Origin of the sequence: Pseudomonas capeferrum, from assembly GCF_000731675.1 — a bacterium.
Classification (GTDB): domain Bacteria; phylum Pseudomonadota; class Gammaproteobacteria; order Pseudomonadales; family Pseudomonadaceae; genus Aquipseudomonas; species Aquipseudomonas capeferrum.
The window spans coordinates 242,350-256,124 of record NZ_JMIT01000004.1 but is presented as its reverse complement, the minus strand read 5'-3'; the positions used below and the strand labels follow the sequence as shown (position 1 = coordinate 256,124).

At 62.2% G+C, this 13,775-nt stretch carries 15 protein-coding genes; 12 read left to right on the top strand and 3 right to left on the bottom strand.

The window, feature by feature from the left end:
- Positions 1 to 29 precede the first annotated feature (29 nt).
- Positions 30 to 872: a mechanosensitive ion channel family protein gene (locus PC358_RS23265; protein ID WP_033702817.1), complete on the top strand. Its 843-nt coding sequence runs from the start codon at positions 30 to 32 to the stop codon at positions 870 to 872.
- A gap of 126 nt (positions 873 to 998) precedes the next feature.
- Positions 999 to 2,243, top strand: a complete 1,245-nt coding sequence (locus PC358_RS23260) for an MFS transporter (RefSeq protein ID WP_033702816.1) — start codon at positions 999 to 1,001, stop codon at positions 2,241 to 2,243.
- 73 nt (positions 2,244 to 2,316) lie between these two features.
- On the opposite strand, the gene PC358_RS23255 is transcribed toward PC358_RS23260, so the two are convergent.
- Positions 2,317 to 3,864 (bottom strand): AmpG family muropeptide MFS transporter, encoded by a 1,548-nt coding sequence (locus PC358_RS23255; RefSeq protein ID WP_033702815.1) that lies wholly within the window; start codon positions 3,862 to 3,864, stop codon positions 2,317 to 2,319.
- Positions 3,865 to 3,907: 43 nt separating this feature from the next.
- Complete coding sequence (locus PC358_RS23250; RefSeq protein ID WP_033702814.1) at positions 3,908 to 4,261, bottom strand: MGMT family protein; 354 nt, start codon at positions 4,259 to 4,261, stop codon at positions 3,908 to 3,910.
- A 151-nt stretch (positions 4,262 to 4,412) separates the two neighbouring features.
- Here PC358_RS23250 and PC358_RS23245 point away from each other — a divergent pair, with 151 nt between their 5' ends.
- The 5 genes from PC358_RS23245 to groL all read left to right on the top strand — a co-directional run bounded on the left by PC358_RS23245 (position 4,413) and on the right by groL (position 9,015).
- Positions 4,413 to 5,423, top strand: a complete 1,011-nt coding sequence (locus PC358_RS23245; RefSeq protein WP_033702813.1) for a DUF481 domain-containing protein — start codon at positions 4,413 to 4,415, stop codon at positions 5,421 to 5,423.
- A gap of 97 nt (positions 5,424 to 5,520) precedes the next feature.
- Entirely contained in the window at positions 5,521 to 6,252 is a 732-nt protein-coding gene (locus PC358_RS23240) for a HugZ family pyridoxamine 5'-phosphate oxidase (protein WP_033702812.1), read from the top strand.
- A 65-nt stretch (positions 6,253 to 6,317) separates the two neighbouring features.
- A complete protein-coding gene (locus tag PC358_RS23235; protein ID WP_033702811.1) occupies positions 6,318 to 6,782 on the top strand; it encodes an FxsA family protein in 465 nt (154 codons plus the stop codon).
- Positions 6,783 to 7,029: 247 nt separating this feature from the next.
- On the top strand, positions 7,030 to 7,323 hold the full coding sequence (locus PC358_RS23230; RefSeq protein ID WP_033702810.1) for a co-chaperone GroES: 294 nt from the start codon (positions 7,030 to 7,032) through the stop codon (positions 7,321 to 7,323).
- Positions 7,324 to 7,371: 48 nt separating this feature from the next.
- Positions 7,372 to 9,015, top strand: coding sequence for a chaperonin GroEL (gene groL / locus PC358_RS23225; RefSeq protein ID WP_033702809.1), 1,644 nt, complete (start codon positions 7,372 to 7,374; stop codon positions 9,013 to 9,015).
- Between the two features lie 80 nt (positions 9,016 to 9,095).
- Here groL and PC358_RS23220 read toward each other — a convergent pair whose 3' ends face one another.
- Positions 9,096 to 9,824 (bottom strand): phosphatase PAP2 family protein, encoded by a 729-nt coding sequence (locus PC358_RS23220; RefSeq protein ID WP_033702808.1) that lies wholly within the window; start codon positions 9,822 to 9,824, stop codon positions 9,096 to 9,098.
- A gap of 181 nt (positions 9,825 to 10,005) precedes the next feature.
- On the opposite strand from PC358_RS23220, the gene colR reads away from it, so the two are divergent.
- The 5 genes from colR to PC358_RS23195 all read left to right on the top strand — a co-directional run bounded on the left by colR (position 10,006) and on the right by PC358_RS23195 (position 13,709).
- On the top strand, positions 10,006 to 10,689 hold the full coding sequence (colR, locus tag PC358_RS23215; protein ID WP_003255215.1) for a two-component system response regulator ColR: 684 nt from the start codon (positions 10,006 to 10,008) through the stop codon (positions 10,687 to 10,689).
- Complete coding sequence (locus PC358_RS23210) at positions 10,679 to 11,989, top strand: sensor histidine kinase (protein WP_033702807.1); 1,311 nt, start codon at positions 10,679 to 10,681, stop codon at positions 11,987 to 11,989. The genes colR and PC358_RS23210 overlap by 11 nt, the downstream gene beginning before the upstream one ends.
- Before the next feature lie 107 nt (positions 11,990 to 12,096).
- A complete protein-coding gene (locus PC358_RS23205; protein WP_033702806.1) occupies positions 12,097 to 12,777 on the top strand; it encodes a class I SAM-dependent methyltransferase in 681 nt (226 codons plus the stop codon).
- 6 nt (positions 12,778 to 12,783) lie between these two features.
- A complete protein-coding gene (locus PC358_RS23200; protein WP_033702805.1) occupies positions 12,784 to 13,485 on the top strand; it encodes a lipopolysaccharide kinase InaA family protein in 702 nt (233 codons plus the stop codon).
- Positions 13,482 to 13,709 carry a hypothetical protein gene (locus PC358_RS23195; RefSeq protein WP_033702804.1) on the top strand — a complete coding sequence of 76 codons (228 nt, stop codon included), beginning with the start codon at positions 13,482 to 13,484 and terminating at the stop codon, positions 13,707 to 13,709. The genes PC358_RS23200 and PC358_RS23195 overlap by 4 nt, the downstream gene beginning before the upstream one ends.
- Positions 13,710 to 13,775 lie beyond the last annotated feature (66 nt).

Genomic DNA, 13,775 nt, shown 5'->3' with positions numbered 1-13,775 from the left:
CACATGCCGTTCGGCATCAGGAGATGAACATGGATTTGAACGCTGAAGTCGATCAGCTGGTCCGCCAATCGCAGACCTGGATCCCCTTGATCATGGAATACGGCAGCCGGGTGTGCCTGGCGTTGCTGACCCTGGCCATCGGCTGGTGGATCGTCAACAAGCTCAGCGCGCGCCTGGGCAAGCTGGTCGGCCTGCGCAACGCCGACCTGGCGCTGCAGGGGTTCATCAGCACCCTGGCCAATATCATCCTGAAGATTCTGCTGTTCGTCAGCGTGGCGTCGATGATCGGCATCGAGACCACCTCCTTCGTCGCCGCTATCGGTGCCGCGGGCCTGGCCATCGGCCTGGCCTTGCAGGGCAGCCTGGCGAATTTCGCCGGTGGCGTGCTGATCTTGATGTTCCGCCCGTTCCGCATTGGTGACTGGATCGAGGCGCAGGGTGTCAGTGGCACCGTGGACAGCATTCAGATCTTCCACACCGTGCTGCGCACGGGTGACAACAAGACGGTGATCATGCCCAACGGCAGCTTGTCCAACGGCATCATCACCAACACCAACCGCCAGCCGACCCGCAAGGTGGTATTCGACGTGGGCGTGGATTACGACGCCGACCTGCAAAAGGCGCGTAATGTGCTGCTGGAACTGGCCCAGGACCCACGTGTGCTGGCCGACCCGGCGCCGCAGGCAGTGATTTCGACGCTGGGCGACAGCTCGATCACCGTGTCGCTGCGCATCTGGACCAAGACCTCGGACTACTGGGATGTGATGTTCATGCTCAACGAGCATGCCCGTGACCGGTTGAAGGCCGAGGGTATCGACATTCCGTTTCCGCAGCGGGTGATTCGTGTGGTGCAGGAGACGGCCACGCAGTAAGCAACGCTTCAAGGCTGGGGCGTGCAGCGGCCCCAGCTTTTTCCGCGCCTATTACACTTGTTCACAGCCAAGCCCTGCCATTTCTGGCATACAGGCTGACCCCACCTGTTCCCGCTGAAATTCACCATGAAACCACTGCTGTACATCACCCCCCTCCGAGCCCTGTTGTTCGGCCTGACCCTGGCCCTGTTCGAGTTGCTCACCTACCTGGCCAGCGATGCTGTGATGCCGGCCATGCCCGTGGTGGTCGGCGACCTCGATGCCAGCCCCGAATACATCCCCCACGCCCTGAACCTGTACCTGCTCGGTGGCGTGGTGCTGCAGTGGTTGATTGGCCCCCTGGCCGACCGCTACGGCCGCCGCCCGCTGCTGTTGGGCGGTTGCGTGTTCTTCGGCGTGGCGTGCCTGGCGACGTTCTGGGTGCACGATATTGGCCTGTTCAACCTGCTGCGCCTGTTGCAGGGCATTGGCCTGGGCTTTGTCGTCACGGTCAGCTACCCGGCCTTGAACGAGGCGTTCAGCGAAGCCGACGCAGTACGCATGATGGCCTTGCTGGCCAACATTGCCCTGCTGTCGCCGCTGCTCGGCCCCCTGGTGGGCACCTTGCTGCTGCAATGGCTGGACTGGCGCTGGCTGTTCGTGGCCTTTGCCATCGGTGCGGTGCTGGCCTGGGTGCTGTTGTACCGGTTGATGCCGGAAACACTGGGCGTGGAGCGGCGCGACGGTTCGCGGCTGCCCTTTACGCCGATCCATTTGCTGCCGTTGTTGTCTGGCTACGGCCAGCTGCTGGCCAACCGTCGCTTTGTCGCCGGTAGCGCCGCCCTGGGCTTGGTCGGCCTGCCCTTGATTGGCTGGATCGGCCTGTCGCCGGTGCTGCTCATCCATGACGAAGGGTTGAGCACGATGGAATATGCGCTATGGCAGCTGCCGGTGTTTGGCGGGCTGATTCTCGGCAACCTGATCATCAACCGTATTGCCGACCGTTACTCGCTGCCAGCCCTGGTGCGTGGCGCATTGTGGCCCTACCTGGCGGGCCTGTCGCTGATGGTGCTGGCGACTTGGTACTGGCCAAGCGTGACCAGCGTGGTGGCCGGCATGTCGCTGTATGCCCTGGGGCTGGGGGTGGCCAACGCCGTGCTGTACCGCATGACACTGTTCGCCAGCGATCAGAGCAAAGGGCTGGTCTCGGCCATGCTGGGGATGATCACCATTGCCTTGCTGGGCCTGGGCGGGGCAGTCATGGCGATGATCGGGGCGGGTGCCAGTTTGCTGCACTTTGCCTTGGCGGCCAGTGTGGCGGGGGCGCTGGCGCTCTGGCCGTTGTGGTTCGTTGTGGGTGGGCGGTCTGGGGAAGGCGCCGTAGCCCAGTAGCATTCGTCGCCTGTACCGCCTCTGCGGGCGCGGGTTCACCCGCGAAGAGGCCGGTACAGGCGGCGAGGTACCCTCAGGGCCGTTCGGCCGCTGGGTTCTCCTCGGGCACCGGTTTGCCGGGCCCGGCTTCCTGACGCCACTGCAGGGCGATCAGAATCAGCGTCGGCACGCCCAGCAGGGCAGTGATCAGGAAGAAGTCGTGGTAACCGAACTTCTCCACCATGACCCCCGAGTAGCCGCCGATCAGCCGTGGCAGCAACAGCATGATCGAGCTGAGCAGCGCGTACTGGGTGGCCGAAAACTTCAGGTTGGTCAGGCTAGACAGGTAGGCGACGAACGCCGAGGTGGCCATGCCGGAGCTGAAGTTGTCCAGCGAGATGGTGACCACCAGCATGTCCAGGTTCGGGCCCATGTCGGCCAGCATCAGGAACAGAATGTTGGTCGCCGCCGAGGCCACGCCACCGATGAACAGGATCGGCATGATGCCGAAACGCACGATCAGCAGGCCGCCGACACCGGCACCGACCAAGGTCATGATCAGGCCGAAGATCTTGCTGACGCTGGCGATCTGGTCCTTGGTGAAGCCCATGTCGATATAGAACACGTTGGCCATCACGCCCATGACCGTGTCCGACATGCGATAGGTGGCGATCAGCCCCAGCAGCAGCAGGGCCTGCCAGCGGTAGCGGGCAATGAAGTCGTTGACCGGGGTCAGCACCGGGGCAAGGCCGCGACGGCCCATGGTCGACAGGCACGCCCAGGTCAGCAGCACGTACAGAATCAGGCGCAGGAAGGCGCGGTCTTCCAGCAGCAGGTCCAGTGGGGTGGCGTCACCGAAGATCACGCTGGCCCAGTCGGTATTGAACAGTTGGGTGAAGCTGGCAGGCACCGACACCAACAGCAAGATCAGCACGAATACCGACGCCAGCTGGTGGACCAGGCCATAACGCGCCGCCGACAGCTGGGTACGCAGCGGCACCGAGGGTTCACGCATGACCAGGGTGGTGAACAGCGCGGGCAGCATCAGCAGGGCGAACATGATGTAGGTGCCGGCCCAGGCCTTGTGCAGGTAGCTGAACCCGGTGGAGCCGAACCATTCGGCGAAGAACAGCGCGCCTGCCGTGGCCAGCAGGGCCGCTACCCGGTAGCCGGCCATGTAGCTGGCGGCGAGGGCGGCCTGACGCTGGTCATCGGCAATTTCCAGGCGATAGGCATCGACGGCGATGTCCTGGGTAGCCGAGGCAAACGCCACGAGAACGGCCATGGCAATCAGCCATGACAGGTGTTGCTGCGGGTCGCACAGGCTCATGCCGACCAACCCGACCACCACCAGCGCCTGGGACAGCAGCAGCCATGAGCGGCGGCGCCCCAGGCCACCAAGCAGTGGCAGGCGCCATTGATCGAGCAGCGGCGACCAGACCCATTTGAAGGCATAGGCCAGGCCGATCAGGCTCGCGTAACCAATGGTCTCACGGGCCACACCGGCTTCGCGCAGCCATACCGAAAGGGTCGAGAACACCAGCATGTAGGGCAGGCCGGCGGCAAAGCCGAGCAGCAGCAGTACCAGGGTTGACGGGCTGGCATAGGCAGCAAGCGCAGCGCGCCAGGTTTTACGGGGCATGGGCCAACATCTGCCTCAAGTTTTCGAAAACAAAGCGCGCACTCTAACCGCTGTGCTCCATCGGGCGCCAGCCATGGCGCGTCATATCCACACGATTATTGGTTACATTCACGCCTTCTGCGCGCAACCGCGCCCGTTGTTCGTCGCCTGACGGCGTGCCCAATGCCAGGCTCAGGCGCCCGCCCGCACCGAGTACCCGGTGCCAGGGCAGGCGGGTATCGCCTGGCAGTTGCCCGAGGGTGCGCCCAACCCAACGTGCCGCGCGGCCAAGGCCGGCCAGCTCGGCAAGCTGGCCGTAGCTGACCACCTTGCCCGCGGGCACTTGCCCGAGCACCGAATACAGCGCCGTTCGTCGGGCTTGTGGTGTTTCCAGTGTATGCCCGTATGCCTCAGACATCAGTGACCCCGTGGCTTGTGGATGAAACCGGACCAGCGGCGAGGCAAATGCGAGTTGAACTCAACGGCATGTGCTCGGTCTTTCCTTGCTCTGGTTGTCCGTATCTGGATAATGCCCGGCTTTTTCGACGAATCGAACCCGTAGTCCGCCTATGTATTCTAGATCCCTGTTGTGCCTGTTAGCTGCCTCCCTGTGCACCGCGCCCGCGTTTGCCGACACCGTGTGGATGAAGAACGGTGACCGCCTGAGCGGCAAGATCAAAGTCTTCGATGGCGGCAAGCTGCTGCTGGAGACCCCCTATGGCGGGTCTATCGCGCTGGACTGGAAAGAAGTCCAGACCCTGGAAAGCGACCAGGAAATGCTGGTCAAGCAGGATGCCTACAGCGGTGAGCGGGCCAAGTCGTTGAAAGCGGCCGAAGCCGGCAAGGTCACCCTGGCCAACGGCGAGGCGCCCAAGACCGTCGACCTGGCCAGCATCGAGCAGATCATGAAGCCCAAGCCGGTGGTCGAGGACCTGGTCTGGAAAGGCAACGTCGACGTCGCCCTGGACTACAAGCGTGCCGAGAATGACACCGACGACTACGACGTCAGCTTCAAGACCACCGCCCGCCATGGCCGCTGGCGCCACAACGCCGAGGGCGAGTACAACCGCGAGACCAAGGACGACGTCACCACCACCGACAACTGGAGTGCCGAGTACGCCCTTGACCGCTTCATTACCGAGAAGTGGTTCTGGCAGGGCCGCATGGAGTACAAGCGCGACCGCATCGAGGACCTGGCCCGCCAGCGCACCGTGGGTACCGGCCCGGGCTACCAGTTCTGGGACGACGAGCTGGGCGCGTTCTCGCTGGGTTCGCTGATCAACCGTACCGACTTCGAATACCAGGACGGCGCCAAGGACAACTTCTATGCCGCGGCGGTCAAGTGGGACTACACCCGCTACCTGATCGGCAAGAATGTGCAGCTGTTCACCAATGGCGAAGTCGCCAAGCCGCTGGGCAGCGTGGCCAACTACTCGCTGGATGCCGAAATCGGCTTGCGCTACAAGGTCACCGAATGGGCCTCGCTCAACCTCAAGGCAGAGAAGGACATCATCAGCGGTACACGTGACAGTGACCTGGACAAAACCCGTTACACCGCAGGCTTTGGCGTGACCTGGTAAAGACGCGATCCGTGTAGGCGTCAGCGGCTCCTGTGGCGGCGGCGGGTGATAATGCTTATCTTGTCACCCATCCAGTCCGCTGCCAGGAGCGCCCTTCGTGAGTACCAATGCCATCCGCCCCGCCCGGGAACTGCTGCTCAAGGAATACCGCGGCGTGCTCTCGACCCACTCCAAGTCCATGCCCGGCTTCCCGTTCGGCTCGGTCGTGCCGTATTGCCTGGATGCACAGGGCAACCCGCTAATCCTTATCAGCCGCATTGCCCAACACACCCACAACCTGCAAAAAGACCCCAAGTGCTCGCTGCTGGTTGGTGAACGCGAAGCAGAGGATGTTCAGGCAGTCGGCCGCCTGACGGTCATGGCCGAGGCGCACAAGCTGGTGGACGAAGCTGCCATCGAAGCCGCCGCCGAGCGCTACTACCGCTACTTCCCCGACGCCGGCAACTACCACAAGGCCCACGACTTCGACTTCTGGGTGTTGCAGCCGGTGCGTCACCGCTACATCGGTGGTTTTGGCGCCATCCACTGGCTTGACCAGGTGACCTTGGCCAACCCATTCGCCGGCAAGGCCGAAGCGAGCATGATCGAGCATATGAACAGCGATCACGCCAAGGCCATTGCCCACTACGTCCAACTGACCGAGCTGCCACGCTCTGTGCCTGCGCACATGGTCGGTATCGACAGCGAGGGCATGCACCTGCGCATTGGCCAGGCGGTCCATTGGCTGGCGTTCCCGAGCCCATGCAATACGCCGACACAAGTGCGCGAAGCCCTGGTTTTGCTGGCGCACGCCGACCAGTGGCCGGTTGCGGCTGAAGTCGAGGGTTGAAATTGGAAGCTTGCGCATCCATCTGAGGTCTTATTGGGAGGTTCTCTTCCGTCGAGGAATCTTTGATGCGTGCTTTTCTACTGCTGTTTTTGCTGTTTCCTGTGCTGGAGCTGTTCGTCTTCGTCAAGGTCAGCGCGGCGATCGGGTTTTTCCCCGCACTGCTGCTGATCATCGCCGGTTCCGCGCTGGGTGTGCTGGTTATGCGGGTGGCCGGGCTGGCCACCGCACTGCGTGCCCGTGAAAGCCTGCAGCGCGGCGAACTGCCCGCTGAGGACATGTTCCAGGGGTTGATGATGGCGGTGGGTGGCGGCCTGCTGTTGCTGCCGGGCTTCATCAGTGACGTGCTGGGCCTGATTTGCCTGTTGCCATTCACCCGTCACCTGGCCGCGCGCAAGATGCGCCAGCGTGCCGAGGAGCAGGCCCTGCGCCAGCGGGCGTTTCAGGACGATCCGTTCCAGGCGCAGCCGCCTCGTGACGCCGGCCACCGGCCGAATGTGATCGAGGGCGAATACGAGCGTCGCGACAAGTAAGCTGCCGGGGCCGCTTCGCGGCCCCTGTTGTTTTCACGTTATGCCTTTGATGAAAATTTTTACGTATCAAGCCTTGTAATTGCATATGGCGGCCTCATGTATGGGTCACCGCAAGGTTTCTGGTGGCAACACCAGACATGACTCAGGTGGTCCGCCCTGCGCGGGCCACCCCCGGCAACGCCGGACCGCATCAACCCGCCGGTGTCGATACCGGCCGATGAAAACCACAATTTGGGAGAGATCGACAATGAAGCTTCGTCCTCTGCATGACCGCGTAGTCATCCGTCGCAGCGAAGAAGAATCGAAAACCGCTGGCGGTATCGTCCTGCCGGGTTCGGCCGCTGAAAAACCTAACCGCGGCGAAATTGTTGCCGTCGGCACCGGTCGCATCCTGGAAAATGGCGAAGTGCGTGCGCTGGCCGTGAAAGTGGGTGACAAAGTGGTTTTCGGCCCTTACTCGGGCAGCAACACCGTGAAAGTCGATGGCGAAGACCTGCTGGTAATGGCCGAGAACGAGATTCTCGCCGTTATCGAAGGCTGATTTCCCCGACTTCCCGTTATTCCAAAGCATTTCAAGGATTAAACGATCATGGCTGCTAAAGACGTAAAATTCGGCGATTCCGCCCGTAAGAAAATGCTGGTTGGTGTCAACGTTCTGGCTGACGCGGTAAAAGCGACCCTGGGCCCGAAAGGCCGCAACGTGGTCCTGGCCAAGAGCTTCGGCGCACCGACCATCACCAAGGACGGCGTTTCCGTTGCCAAAGAGATCGAGCTGAAAGACGCGTTCGAGAACATGGGCGCCCAGCTGGTCAAGGAAGTCGCTTCCAAGGCCAACGATGCAGCCGGTGACGGCACCACCACCGCTACCGTTCTGGCTCAGTCCATCGTCAACGAAGGCCTGAAAGCCGTCGCTGCCGGCATGAACCCGATGGACCTGAAGCGCGGTATCGACAAGGCTACCGCCGCTGTCGTCGCCGAGCTGAAAAACCTGTCCAAGCCATGCGCCGACTCCAAGGCCATCGCTCAGGTAGGCACCATCTCCGCCAACTCCGACAGCTCCATCGGTGAAATCATCGCCGAAGCCATGGAAAAAGTCGGTAAAGAAGGCGTGATCACCGTTGAAGAAGGCTCGGGCCTGGAAAACGAACTGTCTGTCGTTGAAGGCATGCAGTTCGACCGTGGCTACCTGTCGCCGTACTTCGTCAACAAGCCGGACACCATGGTTGCCGAGCTGGAAGGCCCGCTGCTGCTGCTGGTCGACAAGAAGATCTCCAACATCCGCGAGCTGCTGCCAGTACTGGAAGCCGTTGCCAAAGCCGGCCGTCCGCTGCTGATCGTTGCAGAAGACGTTGAAGGCGAAGCGCTGGCTACCCTGGTAGTCAACAACATGCGCGGCATCGTCAAGGTTGCTGCGGTCAAGGCACCGGGCTTCGGCGACCGTCGCAAGGCCATGCTGCAGGACATCGCTGTCCTGACCGGCGGCCAGGTCATCTCCGAAGAAATCGGCCTGTCCCTGGAAACCGCTACCCTGGAGCACCTGGGTAACGCCAAGCGCGTCATCCTGTCCAAGGAAAACACCACCATCATCGACGGCGCTGGCGCCGACACCGAGATCGAAGCACGCGTCAAGCAGATCCGTGCCCAGATCGAAGAGACTTCCTCGGACTACGACCGTGAGAAGCTGCAAGAGCGTCTGGCCAAACTGGCTGGCGGTGTTGCCGTGATCAAGGTCGGTGCTGGCACCGAAGTCGAGATGAAAGAGAAGAAAGCACGCGTTGAAGACGCCCTGCACGCTACCCGTGCAGCCGTTGAAGAAGGCGTGGTGCCTGGCGGTGGTGTTGCCCTGGTGCGTGCTCTGAACGCTATCGTTGACCTCAAAGGTGACAACGAAGACCAGAACGTCGGTATCGCACTGCTGCGTCGCGCTGTTGAGTCGCCGCTGCGTCAGATCACTGCCAACGCCGGCGACGAGCCAAGCGTTGTGGCCGACAAGGTCAAGCAGGGTTCGGGCAACTTCGGTTACAACGCTGCTACCGGTGAGTACGGCGACATGATCGAGATGGGCATCCTGGACCCAGCCAAGGTCACCCGTTCGGCACTGCAAGCTGCTGCTTCGATTGGCGGTCTGATGATCACCACCGAAGCCATGATTGCTGATGCTCCGAGCGACGCTCCAGCTGGCGGCGGTATGCCAGACATGGGCGGCATGGGTGGCATGGGCGGCATGATGTAAGCCAGCCTTACCCCCTAGCAGCATGAAAAAGCCCCGGCTCGCGAGAGCCGGGGCTTTTTCGTTCTTCTGCGGCCCCTCACTCAGGCAACGCGGCGCTCAGCGGCAGGCGCCTCGACCATGCCCCGCCGATACAGAACCAGGTAGTACGAGCCCAACCCGATCAACCAGCAGAACACCGCGGTCCACACGTTGTGCGACAGAAAGTGGGCGCCCTGCATCATCCGCCCAACCGACAACACTGAACCGGCCACCACTGCTACCACCAATGCCACCCGGGCCAGGCGCGGGCGACGGTCGCGCAGCGCGAAGAACAGCGCAAACAGGCAAAAACCGGTCGCGGCATGCCCGCCTGGCCAGCACAGCCCTGGCTTGTCGGTAGCGGGCCGCGCCTCCAGCAGCTTGCTGTAGGTTTCCTTGCCGCCAAACTGGCTCAGGCTCCACGGGCACTGTACCTGGGTGACCTTTTTAAGCGGTGTGACGAACGCTGTGGACAAACTCAACGCCAGCACCAGGCAGCCCAGTTCTCGGCGCCAGCCAAACAAGCGTTTCCAGAAGAAACTCAGGGCAAATGTCAGCAACGCCAGCAAGCCCAGCAGGATCACCGCCTGCTTGACCCCGTCATGCAGCACGTTCTCCAGCCAGTAGCTGTGGCGCCCGATGAATTGCCCGGCGGCCGGGTCGAAGAACAGGTTGGCCACGTCCATGTCGACCGAGGTCAGCTCAAGCAGGACCAAGGCCACTGCCGTCACCAGCGGGATGCCCAGGTACACCCAGAGGTTGATCGGGCGAGGGCGGCTACGTTCGTGCATGACGACTCCAGGGCGCAAAAAAGATCGGGCATTATCGAGTGGCCGCTATCCTGTGTCCGTGAAGGATCAGTGAAAAAACTGTCAACGGCGGCGAATTTCGCCTGGGGGTGGCACAGTGCAGGCATTGGCCTTAAGCTGCGCCTGCCGCGCACCACAGCGAAGCGCCGCACAGGAGACCCCGATGCGCATTCTATTGGTTGAAGACAACCGCGATATCCTTGCCAACCTGGCTGATTACCTGGGCATGAAAGGCTACACCGTCGACTGCGCCCAGGACGGCCTGTCAGGTTTGCACCTGGCGGCCACCGAGCATTACGACCTGATCGTGCTCGACATCATGCTGCCCGGCATCGATGGCTACACCCTGTGCAAGCGCCTGCGCGAAGACGCCCGGCGTGACACCCCGGTGATCATGCTCACCGCCCGCGATCAACTGGACGACCGCCTGCAAGGCTTCCGCTCCGGGGCCGACGATTACCTGCTCAAGCCCTTTGCCCTGTCGGAGCTGGCCGCCCGCATCGAAGCGGTGCTGCGCCGCGCCCAGGGCGGAGGCCGCCGCACCTTGCAGGTCGCCGACCTCAGCTACGACCTCGACACCCTCGAAGTCACGCGTCAGGGGCGCCTGCTCAAGCTCAACCCGGTCGGCCTCAAGCTGCTTGCCGTGCTGATGCAGAAAAGCCCGCACGTGCTGCGTCGCGAGGTACTGGAAGAAGCCCTGTGGGGCGACGACTGCCCAGACAGCGACAGCCTGCGCAGCCATGTGCACCAGTTGCGCCAGGTGATCGACAAACCGTTCGAAAAACCGCTGCTGCATACCGTCCATGGCGTCGGCTATCGCCTCGCCGAGGGCCGCGATGGAGTTTAAGCAAAGCCTTGCCCAGCGCATCATCATCGCCTTTGCGTTGATGAGCGCGCTGGTCGCCGGGGCCTTCGCCTTCGGCATCGTCGCCACCGTGCATCTGGTTGAAGAGCGGCTGATTTCCACGGTGCTGGGGGGCGACCTGCAGCGCCTGTTGCGCATGGACAGTGTGAGCGACTGGAGCCATCGACCGCGCCCTGACCAGCTGTTCTATTTCAGCGGCGGGCGTGATGATTTCGAGTTGCCCAAAGACTTGCGTCATCTCGACAGCGGCTTCCATGAGGTGTTTCGCGATCAGCTGTCGTACCACGCGATGGTCGAGATCGTCGACGGTCGCCGTTATGTGTTATTGCAGGATCAGAGCGATTTCGAAGAGCGCGAGCGCGTGCTGTTTGCTGTGGTGGTCGTGGGCTTTCTGCTCAGCCTGGTGCTGGCCGTCATCCTTGGCTGGCTGGTGGCGCGCAGGGTGATGGCGCCGGTGATCCGCCTGGCGCGTCAGGTACGCCATCGTGACCAGCTGCTCGGCCTGGCGCCGCCCTTGGCGCCCGATTATGCGGCAGACGAAGTCGGCCAGTTGGCCGTTGCCTTCGACGACACGCTGGGCCGTCTGCGCGATGCCTTGACCCGCGAGCGGCTGTTCACCAGCGACGTCAGCCACGAACTGCGCACGCCGTTGATGGTGCTGGCCACGTCGTGCGAACTGCTGATGGAAAACCAGACACTGGACCCGCGTGCGCGCAGCCAGGTCGAGCGGGTCGCCCGGGCTACCGAGGAGATGCGCGAACTGGTCAAGACCTTCCTGATGCTGGCCCGTGCCCAGCGCGACGAGGGCGCCGTGGCCTCGAAGGCAACCCTGCGCGAGGTGGCCGACGAACTCACCGGCGTGTGGCGCGATACCATCGAGCAGAAAGGGCTCACCCTCTATTTCGATGGTCGAGTCAGCGCCAGCCCGGTGCTGTACAACGCCACCTTCCTGCAGTCGGTGATGGGCAACCTGCTGCGTAACGCCGCGCACTACACCGACAGCGGTTACATTCGCCTGAGCCTTGAAGCCAATGGGTTCAGCGTGGAAGACAGTGGTGTAGGCATTCCGGAAGAGCAGCGCGAGGCGATGTTCAAACCCTTCGTGCGCGGCGCCGAACGGCGGGGCGAAGGGCTGGGCTTGGGCCTGTCACTGGTGCAGCGCATCTGTGACGACCAGGGCTGGCGGGTCACCCTGACATCGACCTTGCCGCACGGCTGCCGCTTCCAGGTGGACCTCAGCAAAAGTGTGGAGGTGGGTGACCCTTCGTCGCTCATTGGGTAATGTTTGGTAATACCTCCCGAAAGGACTAACACTTTTTTCACATTGGCATAACCTGATTCCAACGCTTGCTTTCCTAAAGTGGGCGTACTGGAGTCAGGAGATGCCCAATGCGTAGCCCCATCAAGCTTGAATTTTCCGAAAAATACGACCAAGAACACGCGCGCGAATATTTTCTCAAGCATCAGGATGGCCTGGCACGTCGCCTTTCCCACAAACGTGACGAGCAGTTGGCGCGTCGCGCCCTGGCCTTGGCCGGTGAGCCGGGCCTGGTGCTGGACCTGCCCTGCGGTGCGGGGCGCTTCTGGCCGCTGCTGGCGGAAAAACCCAACCGGGTGATCATCGGTGCCGACAACTCCGAGGCGATGATCGAGACAGCCTGTGCCGCGCAACCGCCAGAGGTAGTCGCACGGGTACGGCCCTTGCAGACGTCAGCGTTCGCCATCGACCTGCCGGACAATTCGGTCGACAGCATTTTTTGCATGCGGTTGTTCCACCACATTGGCGAAGCCGCCCACAGAAAGACGATTCTTTCGGAATTTCAACGGGTTAGCCGTGATAGTGTGATCCTGTCGCTGTGGGTTGATGGCAACTTCAAGGCTTGGCGCCGGAAAAAGCTCGAGCAGCGCCGTAGCGCCAAGACTGAGCAGGACAATTACCAGAACCGTTTCGTGTTACCAGCGGATACGGTCGAAGAAGAATTCAAGGCAGCCGGCTTCAGAATTCAGGAACGCTTGGACTTCCTGCCGTTCTATGCCATGTGGCGAGTCTATGTATTGCGCAAGGGGTAGTGTTTGATGGCTGTAGCCCGGAACGGGGAATCGCGGTTCGATTTTTACTGGCGCCAGCAGGGTGAGTGGGTCGAGGAACCCAACCAGCGGCGGGGTGGCGAGAGTGGCGTGCAGCGCCTCAACGACGCCAGCGGCAAACTGCTGTATGCCAAGCGCCAGGTCGGGCACATCTACCGCAGCTTGCTGCACCCTTTTGGCCGGCCGACCGTATTGCGTGAACTCGATGCGCTCAACAGCTTCGAGCAATTGGGTGTGCGTGTACCGCGCATCGTCTTTTGTGGTGCCGAGCGCGATGCCGATCATCAATGGCGGGCGCTGCTGGTCAGCGAAGCGCTGGATGGCTTTATTGAACTCGACACCTGGCATGCCGAGGGTGCCCGCGAGCGTTATCCGCAGGTGGTGCATGAGCGCATGCTCAAGGACCTGGCCGATAACCTGGCGCGCATGCACCTGGGGCATTGGCAACACGGCTGCCTGTATGGCAAGCATGTCTTCATCAAGGTCATCGGCGAGGGCGAACAGGCGCGGGTCGAAGTCGCCCTGCTGGACCTGGAGAAGTGCCGGCGGCGTATCAGCTGCCAGCGTGCGGCCGGTAACGACCTGCGTCAGCTGCGCCGCCACTCGTCGTTGAATGATGCGGAATGGAAAACATTGCTCTACTTTTACCAGATGGCGTTTGGCAGCGTTGTCAAAGGGTTAGAGCAATGAAACTAGAAATCGCTCGAGCTTTGTTCCTGGTCGCCGGGTTGGCCGTGACCACCGTGGCGGTGGCCGCCTGGGAAGAGCCGAAGCCGATGGTGTTCAGCAAGGCCGAGATGGCGGACCAGTGCGCATTGCCGCGGGTGGCAAAGCAGCAAGCGCAGGCCAAGCCAGATCAGGACCTGTTGCTGTTCCTGTTCGGCTTGCGTCAGGGGTTGCGGCCGTTCGGCTGAACCCTGGTTGAGTGTAAAAAGCCAGAGGCCCCGTATCGCGGGGCCTCTGGCTTTTTTGTGGGGCCG

Excerpts from the sequence above, each read along its gene's own strand:
- PC358_RS23265 (WP_033702817.1), top strand. The coding sequence starts at position 30 with ATGGATTTGAACGCTGAAGTCGATCAGCTGGTCCGCCAATCGCAGACC.
- PC358_RS23260 (WP_033702816.1), top strand. The coding sequence starts at position 999 with ATGAAACCACTGCTGTACATCACCCCCCTCCGAGCCCTGTTGTTCGGC.
- PC358_RS23255 (WP_033702815.1), bottom strand. The coding sequence starts at position 3,864 with ATGCCCCGTAAAACCTGGCGCGCTGCGCTTGCTGCCTATGCCAGCCCG.
- PC358_RS23250 (WP_033702814.1), bottom strand. The coding sequence starts at position 4,261 with ATGTCTGAGGCATACGGGCATACACTGGAAACACCACAAGCCCGACGA.
- PC358_RS23245 (WP_033702813.1), top strand. The coding sequence starts at position 4,413 with ATGTATTCTAGATCCCTGTTGTGCCTGTTAGCTGCCTCCCTGTGCACC.
- PC358_RS23235 (WP_033702811.1), top strand. The coding sequence starts at position 6,318 with ATGCGTGCTTTTCTACTGCTGTTTTTGCTGTTTCCTGTGCTGGAGCTG.
- PC358_RS23230 (WP_033702810.1), top strand. The coding sequence starts at position 7,030 with ATGAAGCTTCGTCCTCTGCATGACCGCGTAGTCATCCGTCGCAGCGAA.
- groL (WP_033702809.1), top strand. The coding sequence starts at position 7,372 with ATGGCTGCTAAAGACGTAAAATTCGGCGATTCCGCCCGTAAGAAAATG.
- PC358_RS23220 (WP_033702808.1), bottom strand. The coding sequence starts at position 9,824 with ATGCACGAACGTAGCCGCCCTCGCCCGATCAACCTCTGGGTGTACCTG.
- colR (WP_003255215.1), top strand. The coding sequence starts at position 10,006 with ATGCGCATTCTATTGGTTGAAGACAACCGCGATATCCTTGCCAACCTG.
- PC358_RS23210 (WP_033702807.1), top strand. The coding sequence starts at position 10,679 with ATGGAGTTTAAGCAAAGCCTTGCCCAGCGCATCATCATCGCCTTTGCG.
- PC358_RS23205 (WP_033702806.1), top strand. The coding sequence starts at position 12,097 with ATGCGTAGCCCCATCAAGCTTGAATTTTCCGAAAAATACGACCAAGAA.
- PC358_RS23200 (WP_033702805.1), top strand. The coding sequence starts at position 12,784 with ATGGCTGTAGCCCGGAACGGGGAATCGCGGTTCGATTTTTACTGGCGC.
- PC358_RS23195 (WP_033702804.1), top strand. The coding sequence starts at position 13,482 with ATGAAACTAGAAATCGCTCGAGCTTTGTTCCTGGTCGCCGGGTTGGCC.